The sequence below is a fragment of the Streptomyces sp. YS-3 genome (genome assembly GCF_045257485.1).
In the GTDB taxonomy this organism is placed as follows: domain Bacteria; phylum Actinomycetota; class Actinomycetes; order Streptomycetales; family Streptomycetaceae; genus Streptomyces.
The window spans coordinates 1-8021 of the sequence record NZ_JBJHPC010000338.1 but is presented as its reverse complement, the minus strand read 5'-3'; the positions used below and the strand labels follow the sequence as shown (position 1 = coordinate 8021).

Genomic DNA, 8021 nt, shown 5'->3' with positions numbered 1-8021 from the left:
GCGGCCTGTCGGTTGCCCGCGGGCGGGATGCCTGAGGGGCGCGGGGAACTGCGCGACCAGCCACGACGGTCCGCAGACGAAAGCCGCCGTCCGGCTGCGGACCGTGCTGGGTTGCTCGCGCAGTTCCCCGCGCCCCTGACTGCCCAGGGGCGCGGGGAACTGCGCGCTCAGCCACAGACGGGCCCGCAGACGAAGCACGCGCCCCCGGGGCAGCCCGCAGCCGGACCGGGCCGCTCGGCTAGAACGGCTTGAAGTCGTCGTACTCCTGCTGCGCCTCGTCGCGCTCCGCGTCGCGGTCGCGGCGGCGCTGCGCGGCGGGACGGGGGGCCTCCAGGCGGTGGTCCTCGCCACGGCGGCCGAGCATCTCCGCGCCCGCCATCATCGTCGGCTCCCAGTCGAAGACGACCGCGTTCTCCTCGGGGCCGATGGCGACGGCGTCGCCCGCGCGGGCGCCCGCCTTCATCAGCTGGTCCTCGACGCCGAGACGGCTGAGGCGGTCGGCGAGGTAGCCGACGGCCTCGTCGTTGTTGAAGTCGGTCTGGCGGATCCAGCGCTCCGGCTTCTCGCCGCGCACCCGGTAGACCTCGGCCGCCTCGTCGTAGACGACCGTGAAGCCCGCGTCGTCGACCGCCTTGGGGCGGATGACGATCCGGGTGGCCTCCTCGACGGGCTTGGCGGCACGCGCCTCGGCCACGATCTTCGCCAGCCCGAAGGAGAGCTCCTTCAGACCGGTGCGGGAGACCGCGGAGACCTCGTAGACCTGGTAGCCGCGCTGCTCCAGATCGCCGCGGATCATGTCCGCGAGATCCTGGCCGTCCGGGATGTCGATCTTGTTGAGGACGACGATACGGGGCCGGTCGTCGAGGCCGCCGTAGCTCTTCAGCTCCGCCTCGATGACGTCGAGGTCGGAGACCGGGTCGCGGTCGGACTCCAGGGTGGCGGTGTCCAGGACGTGCACGAGCACCGAGCAGCGCTCGACGTGCCGCAGGAACTCCAGGCCCAGGCCCTTGCCCTGGCTGGCGCCGGGGATGAGGCCGGGGACGTCCGCGATGGTGTAGACGGTGGAGCCCGCGGTGACCACGCCGAGGTTGGGGACCAGGGTGGTGAACGGGTAGTCCGCGATCTTCGGCTTGGCGGCGGAGAGCACGGAGATCAGCGAGGACTTGCCCGCGCTCGGGTAGCCGACGAGGGCCACGTCCGCGACGGTCTTGAGCTCCATGACCACGTCACGGGCCTCACCGGGCTCGCCGAGCAGCGCGAAGCCGGGGGCCTTGCGCCGGGCGGAGGCGAGGGCCGCGTTGCCGAGGCCGCCCCGGCCGCCCTGGCCGGCGATGAACGTGGTGCCCTGGCCGACGAGGTCGGCGAGCACGTTGCCGTCCTTGTCGAGGACGACGGTGCCGTCCGGGACGGGCAGGACCAGGTCCTGGCCGTCCTTGCCGGAGCGGTTGTCGCCGGCGCCGGGCGCACCGTTGGTGGCCTTGCGGTGCGGGCTGTGGTGGTAGTCGAGGAGCGTGGTCACCGACTGGTCGACGACCAGGATGACATCGCCGCCACGGCCGCCGTTGCCGCCGTCGGGGCCGCCGAGCGGCTTGAACTTCTCCCGGTGTACGGAGGCACAGCCGTGGCCTCCGTTACCCGCGGCGACATGGAGCTCGACGCGGTCCACGAAGGTGGTCATGGGCTTGCCTCCTGGGGGTCCCCCCGGCCGAAGACCGGGGGAGTACGGAAATCTGTGTAATGCCGTGTTTCATTAGAAACACGCGAAAGGCGGACCCGCTTCCCGTACGGAGCCCGTACGGGAAGTGAGGTCCGCCTCACGTAGGAACCGGTCAGGCGACCGGAACGATGTTCACGACCTTGCGGCCACGGTGGGTGCCGAACTGCACCGCGCCGGCCTCCAGGGCGAACAGCGTGTCGTCGCCACCGCGGCCGACACCGGCGCCCGGGTGGAAGTGGGTGCCACGCTGGCGGACCAGGATCTCACCGGCGTTGACGGTCTGACCGCCGAAGCGCTTCACACCGAGCCGCTGAGCGTTGGAGTCGCGACCGTTCCGGGTGGACGATGCGCCCTTCTTGTGTGCCATGTCTCCTCAGTCCCTTACTTCGCAGCCGCGGGGATGCCGGTGACCTTGATCGCCGTGTACTGCTGGCGGTGGCCCTGGCGACGGCGGTAACCGGTCTTGTTCTTGTACCGAAGGATGTCGATCTTGGCACCCTTGTGGTGGTCCACGACCTCGGCCGTGACCTTGATGCCGGCCAGCACCCACGGGTCGCTGGTCACAGCGTCACCGTCGACAACGAGCAGGGTCGAGAGCTCGACCGTGTCGCCAACCTTGGCAGTGGAAATCTTGTCAACCTCAACGATGTCGCCGACAGCAACCTTGTGCTGGCGACCACCGCTGCGCACGATGGCGTACACGCGGATCTCTCTCTCACTCGGGACGGGACCTCTGAAGCCAGCCGCTCGCACGGGCGGGCCCGTGACGATCCGGAATGGACGAGCGGCCTCTCCCCACGACCGCGGACGGTCGCCGGGAGGGAGGTGCTCAGAGGCGGGCGCGCATGGAAACACGCCGAGGGTCAAGGCTACGGGTCGCCTTCCCCGGGGTCAAACCAGCGATCTGCCGGCCGGAGCCCGCCCCCGCGCGCCCGGGCCCGGGGCCCGGCCCCGGAAGGTCACTGATTCAATAATCACTCGTGCACCTGCGTTCGCTGCTCTCCATGCCCCGCATGCTCCGCCACGGCTCGACCGTGGGCGCGGACCTGCCGCCCGACGAGGCCGTCACCCTCGACGCCCCGGACGGCCCGATGGGCGACGCGCTGGCCGCCGTGCACGCCGGCGACCGGGGCCCCGCCGCCGCCCTGCTCGCCGGGACCCGCGAGCGGGCCGAGTGGGAGCGCCGCAGCACCTACGTCACCCAGCTCGCCACGGCCGCCCTGCACAGCCCCGGCTGGCTGGAGGACTGGCTCGCCCAGTCGCCCGAGGACCCCGACGCCGTCCTGGTCAAGGCCGAACTCTGCGTCCACCAGGCGTGGGAGGTACGCAGCGCCGCCCGCGCCACGGACGTGGCGGCCGAGCAGTTCCAGGCCTTCTTCGCGCTGCTCGGGGACGCCGTGCCCGTCGCCTCCGCCGCCGCCCGGCTCAACCCCACCGACCCGGTGCCCTGGCAGATAGCGCTCACCCACGCCCGGGGCAGCCAGGCCTCCCGCGAGGTGTTCGACGCGTACTGGGCGGAGGCCGTCGCCCGCTCCCCGCACCACTACGGCTGCCACGCGGCGGCCCTGCAGTACCTCTCCGAGAAGTGGTACGGCTCGCACGGCGAGATGTTCGCCTTCGCCGAGCGGGCCGCCGAGAGCGCCCTGCCCGGCTCCAAGCTCCACGCGCTGCCGCTGCTCGCCGCCGTCGAGTACGTCGTCGTCTCCGACGACCCGCGCCGCAGCCCCGTCGGGCGCGCCAGGATCGACGCGGCCGTCGAGCGCGGCCTGGAGCTGTCCACCTGGTACGAGCCGGGCGACCCCGACGCGGCGGACTTCCGCAACCACCTCGTGCTGATGCTGATCCTGCACGAGCGGTGGGCCGAGGCGCTGGACGTGTTCCGGGCGATAGGCGCGGGCGCGCGGACGTATCCGTGGGCGTATCTGGGCGAGCCGCGCACCGAGTTCGTGGAACTGCGCTCGGGGGTGCGGATGCAACTGGCCTCGCGCACCCCGCTGTTCGCCCGGCCCGGCCGCGAGGGCGCCGCGCCCGCCGCCCCGCACCCGGCCGACCGGCCGCGCACCCTGGCGGTGGCCGCCGCGCCGCCGCACACCGTCGCCGAGGCCGCGCTGATGTGCGGGGTCTCCCTGCGGATCGCGCCCGCGGGGACCGCCGCCAGTTACGTGGAGCTCGTCCCGGACCCCGCCCCCGGGCGGCGCGCCGCGCTCAGCCGCGAGGACCGGCTGACGGCGGCTGCGGCCGGCTTCACCACGGGCGAGAAGTGGCCCGCGCTCGTGCTGCGCCGCAGCGGGTCCCGGTACGGGTTCACGCTGCTGCAGAAGGGCACGGCGACCGCGGCCCACCAGTGGGACCCGGCGGCTCCCGTCACCGACCACACGGCGGCCTCCGCGACCGCGCGGGCCCTGGCGGCGGCGTTCGGAGTCCGCGACGCCCGGCCGCTGGTGACGCTGCTGCGGGGCGCGGACTCCCCCGCCGCCCGCCAGGCCGGTCTGGTGGCGGCGCTCGGCCTCCCCGCGCTCCCGCCGGGCTTCGGCGACCACGACGAGATCCTGCGGACGGTCCCCGGCGCCCATCTGCTGGCCCGCCGGGGCGTGTTGCGCGGCATCCGCGACTCGCTCTCCACGGACCTGGGCACCCCGGCGATCGAGGTCCCGCGCACCCGCCGCTGGTGGCGTCTGCGCATCGCGGCCCTGACGGTCCTGGTCCCGGCGTCCGCGTACGCCTGGACGACCCCCGACTGCTACCGGGCGACGATCCCGACCCTGTCGTCCCTGTTCCTGGCGAGCCAGCTGCGCACGGCGTGGCGCAGCCGGGGCTGAACACCCCGGGACAGGCCGCTTCCGCCCACGGGCGGGGGCCGGGGAAGGCCCGTGAACGGCCCGGGACGGGGCTTGCGGGCACACGCGAAGGCCCGGCCCCCGTACCCCGGGACCGGGCCTTCGTACCGCGTCGTCACCGACCGGGGATCAGCTCTCCGCCGGCCCCTCGGCCGCCGCCTTCTTCGCGGTGGCCTTCTTGGCCGTCGTCTTCTTCGCCGCGGTCTTCTTGGCCGCCGTCTTCTTGGCGACCGCCTTCTTCGCGGGCGCGGCCTTCTTGGCCGTCTTGCGGGCCGTCTTCTTCGCCGGGGCCGCCTCCTCGGCGACCTCCGCCGTCGTTTCGGCCCCGCTCACCGGCTCGGCCTCGGCCTTGGCCTCGGCCACGACCGGCTCGGCCACCGGAGCGCTCTCGACCACGAGAACCGCCTCCTGCGCACCCGACGGCGACCCGGCCGGTGCCGTGGCCTTGCGGGTGGCCCGGCGACGCGCCCTCGGCGGGGCGGCGGCGGGCGCCTCCTCGACGACCGGCTCGGCCGCGGCCTTCTCGGGCTCGGCGACGGGCGCCGGAGCGGCCACCGGCTCGGCCACCACGACGGGCTCCACCACGACCGGCTCGGCCGCGGCGGGCGGACCCGCCGGCGCGGACACCTTGCGGGTGGCCCGGCGCCGGGTGCGCCCACGCGGCGCCTCGTCCTCGATGAACGACGCGACCGTCACCGGCTTCGGCTCGGCCTCCTGCACGGGCGCCGGCTCCGGCTCCGCCACCACCGGCTCGGCCTCGGCGACCGGCTCACCGCCCCGCTTGGGCGCACCGGCCGGAGCCGACGCCTTACGGCTCGCACGGCGCCTGGAGCGGGTGCCGCGCACCGCGGCCTCCGCCTCGGCGACGCTGCTGTAGAGCTCCTCGTCCGGCACGAACTCCGGCTCCGCGAGCGCGACGGGCGCCGCGACCTCGGCCGCCAGCTCCGCCTCGGTCTCCACGGGCTCGATGTCGGCGTCGGCGTCGAGGGGCTCGATGTCGGCGACATCGGCGATGTCGTGCTCGTGCGCCTCGTGGTCGTGCTCGGCGCCGCCCCGGCCGCGCTTCTTGGAGCGCTTGCCGTTGCCGCCGCCACCGGCGGCGGCCGGCTGCTCCATGTGCACGATCACACCGCGCCCGTTGCAGTGGACACAGGTCTCGGAGAACGACTCCAGCAGGCCCTGGCCGACCCGCTTGCGGGTCATCTGGACCAGGCCCAGCGAGGTGACCTCCGCGACCTGGTGCTTCGTACGGTCACGGCCCAGGCATTCGAGCAGGCGCCGCAGCACCAGGTCCCGGTTGGACTCCAGGACCATGTCGATGAAGTCGATGACGACGATGCCGCCCAGGTCGCGCAGCCGCAGCTGGCGCACGATCTCCTCGGCCGCCTCCAGGTTGTTCCTGGTGACGGTCTCCTCCAGGTTGCCGCCCTGGCCGGTGAACTTGCCGGTGTTGACGTCGACGACGATCATCGCCTCGGTCTTGTCGATCACCAGCGAACCGCCGGACGGCAGCCAGACCTTGCGGTCCAGCGCCTTCATCAGCTGCTCGTCGATCCGGTACGTCGCGAAGACGTCGACCTCGGAGGTCCACCGGGTCAGCCGGTCCACCAGGTCCGGCGCCACGTGCGAGACATAGCCGTGGATGGTCTCCCAGGCCTCGTCACCGCTGACGATGACCTTGGTGAAGTCCTCGTTGAAGATGTCGCGCACGACCCGGACGGTCATGTCCGGCTCGCCGTACAGCAGGCTCGGCGAGCTCGTCGAGATCTGCTTGGCCTTCTTGGAGATCTCCTCCCACTGCTCCTGCAGACGCTCGACGTCACGGCGCAGCTCGTCCTCGCTCGCGCCCTCGGCGGCGGTGCGCACGATGACGCCCGCGTCCTCGGGGACGATCTTCTTGAGGATGGTCTTCAGCCGCGCCCGCTCGGTGTCCGGGAGCTTGCGGCTGATGCCGGTCATCGAGCCCTCGGGCACGTACACCAGGTAGCGGCCGGGCAGCGAGACCTGGCTGGTCAGACGGGCGCCCTTGTGGCCGATCGGGTCCTTGGTGACCTGCACCAGGACCGACTGGCCGGACTTGAGCGCGGCCTCGATGCGGCGCGGCCCGTTGCCCATGCCCAGCGCCTCGAAGTTGACCTCACCGGCGTACAGGACGGCGTTGCGGCCCTTGCCGATGTCGACGAAGGCGGCCTCCATCGACGGCAGCACGTTCTGGACCTTGCCCAGGTAGACGTTGCCGACGTACGAGGTGGCCTGCTCCTTGTTGACGTAGTGCTCGACCAGCACGTTGTCTTCCAGGACGCCGATCTGGGTGCGCTCGCCGCTCTGGCGGACGACCATCACGCGCTCGACGGCCTCGCGGCGCGCCAGGAACTCCGCCTCGGTGATGATCGGCACCCGGCGGCGGCCCTGCTCGCGGCCCTCGCGGCGGCGCTGCTTCTTCGCCTCCAGACGGGTCGAGCCCTTGATGGACTGCACCTCGTCCGCGCCGGTGCCGGGCTCGGCCTTCTCCCGGGCCGGACGCGGCTCGCGGACCTTGACGACCGTGCGCTCCGGGTCGTCCGCGCCCGTACCGGCCTCGTGGTCGCCCCCGTCACCGCTGCGGCGACGGCGACGGCGGCGCCGACGGCTGCTGCTGGTACCGGCGGCCGAGGGGGTGTCCTCGGACTCCTCGTCCTCGTCCTCGAACGCCTCGGTCTCGGCGGACTCCTCCGCCTCGCCCTCGTCGGTCTCGGCGGGCTCGCCCCGGCGACGGCGGCGGCCACCGCGACGGCGGCGGCGCGAGGGACGGTCGTCCTCGTGCTCCTCGTGCTCGTCGTGCTCGGGCTCCTCCTCGGCGGAGGTGTCCTCGTCGGCCTCTTCGGCGGCGGGGGCCTGCGGCTCGGGGGCGGCCTCGGCGCTCTCACCGCGACGGCGGCGGCGACGGCGCGAACCGCCCTGCGGCTCGGCCTGCTCGGCGGCGGGAGCGGCGGCGGTCTCGGCGGCGGCCTGGGCTGCGGGCTCCTCCGGCTCCTCCTCCTCGTCCGTCACCTCGGCGGCCCGGGCGGCAGCCGCGGCGGCGGTCTCCGGGGTCTGGAACATCGGCTCGTGGAAGACCGGCGCCTGGAAGACGGCGACGGCGGGGCGGGTGGCCCGGCGGCGGGAGCGGCCGGTCTCCGCCTTGGGCTCGGCCACGGCCGCCTCGGGCTCCTTGACGGGCTCCTCGGCGGCGGCCGGGGTGAACTGCGGCGCGGTGGCCTTACGGGTGGCACGGCGACGGGTACGCCCACGCGGCGCTTCGTCCTCGACGGACTCGGCGGGCGCGGCGGACTCCGCGGCGGCCGGGGCCCCGGCGGCGGGCTCGACGACCACGGCGGCCTGCTCGGCCTGCTCGGCGGCCTTGGGCGCACCGGCCGTCGCCGCCGAGGACCCGGTCGCCTCCCCGGCCGAGGAGGCCGCCGTGGTGGCCGCCGCCGAGGAGCACGCGG

Annotated in this window: 5 protein-coding genes; 1 reads left to right on the top strand and 4 read right to left on the bottom strand. The window is 73.9% G+C overall.

What is annotated here, in order from left to right:
• Positions 1-238 precede the first annotated feature (238 nt).
• The 3 genes from obgE to rplU all read right to left on the bottom strand — a co-directional run bounded on the left by obgE (position 239) and on the right by rplU (position 2419).
• Positions 239-1678, bottom strand: a complete 1440-nt coding sequence (gene obgE / locus ACJA3G_RS24180; RefSeq protein ID WP_406555137.1) for a GTPase ObgE — start codon at positions 1676-1678, stop codon at positions 239-241.
• A gap of 151 nt (positions 1679-1829) precedes the next feature.
• Positions 1830-2084, bottom strand: a complete 255-nt coding sequence (rpmA, locus tag ACJA3G_RS24175; protein ID WP_108955339.1) for a 50S ribosomal protein L27 — start codon at positions 2082-2084, stop codon at positions 1830-1832.
• Between the two features lie 14 nt (positions 2085-2098).
• On the bottom strand, positions 2099-2419 hold the full coding sequence (rplU, locus tag ACJA3G_RS24170) for a 50S ribosomal protein L21 (RefSeq protein WP_015033583.1): 321 nt from the start codon (positions 2417-2419) through the stop codon (positions 2099-2101).
• Positions 2420-2721: 302 nt separating this feature from the next.
• Between rplU and ACJA3G_RS24165 the strand changes: the two genes are divergently transcribed.
• Entirely contained in the window at positions 2722-4536 is a 1815-nt protein-coding gene (locus tag ACJA3G_RS24165; protein ID WP_406555136.1) for a hypothetical protein, read from the top strand.
• A 147-nt stretch (positions 4537-4683) separates the two neighbouring features.
• Here ACJA3G_RS24165 and ACJA3G_RS24160 read toward each other — a convergent pair.
• Positions 4684-8021, bottom strand: a 3338-nt coding sequence (locus ACJA3G_RS24160; protein WP_406555135.1) for a ribonuclease E/G, incomplete at its 5' end; no start/stop codon positions are given.

Excerpts from the sequence above, each read along its gene's own strand:
- obgE (WP_406555137.1), bottom strand. The coding sequence starts at position 1,678 with ATGACCACCTTCGTGGACCGCGTCGAGCTCCATGTCGCCGCGGGTAAC.
- rpmA (WP_108955339.1), bottom strand. The coding sequence starts at position 2,084 with ATGGCACACAAGAAGGGCGCATCGTCCACCCGGAACGGTCGCGACTCC.
- ACJA3G_RS24165 (WP_406555136.1), top strand. The coding sequence starts at position 2,722 with ATGCCCCGCATGCTCCGCCACGGCTCGACCGTGGGCGCGGACCTGCCG.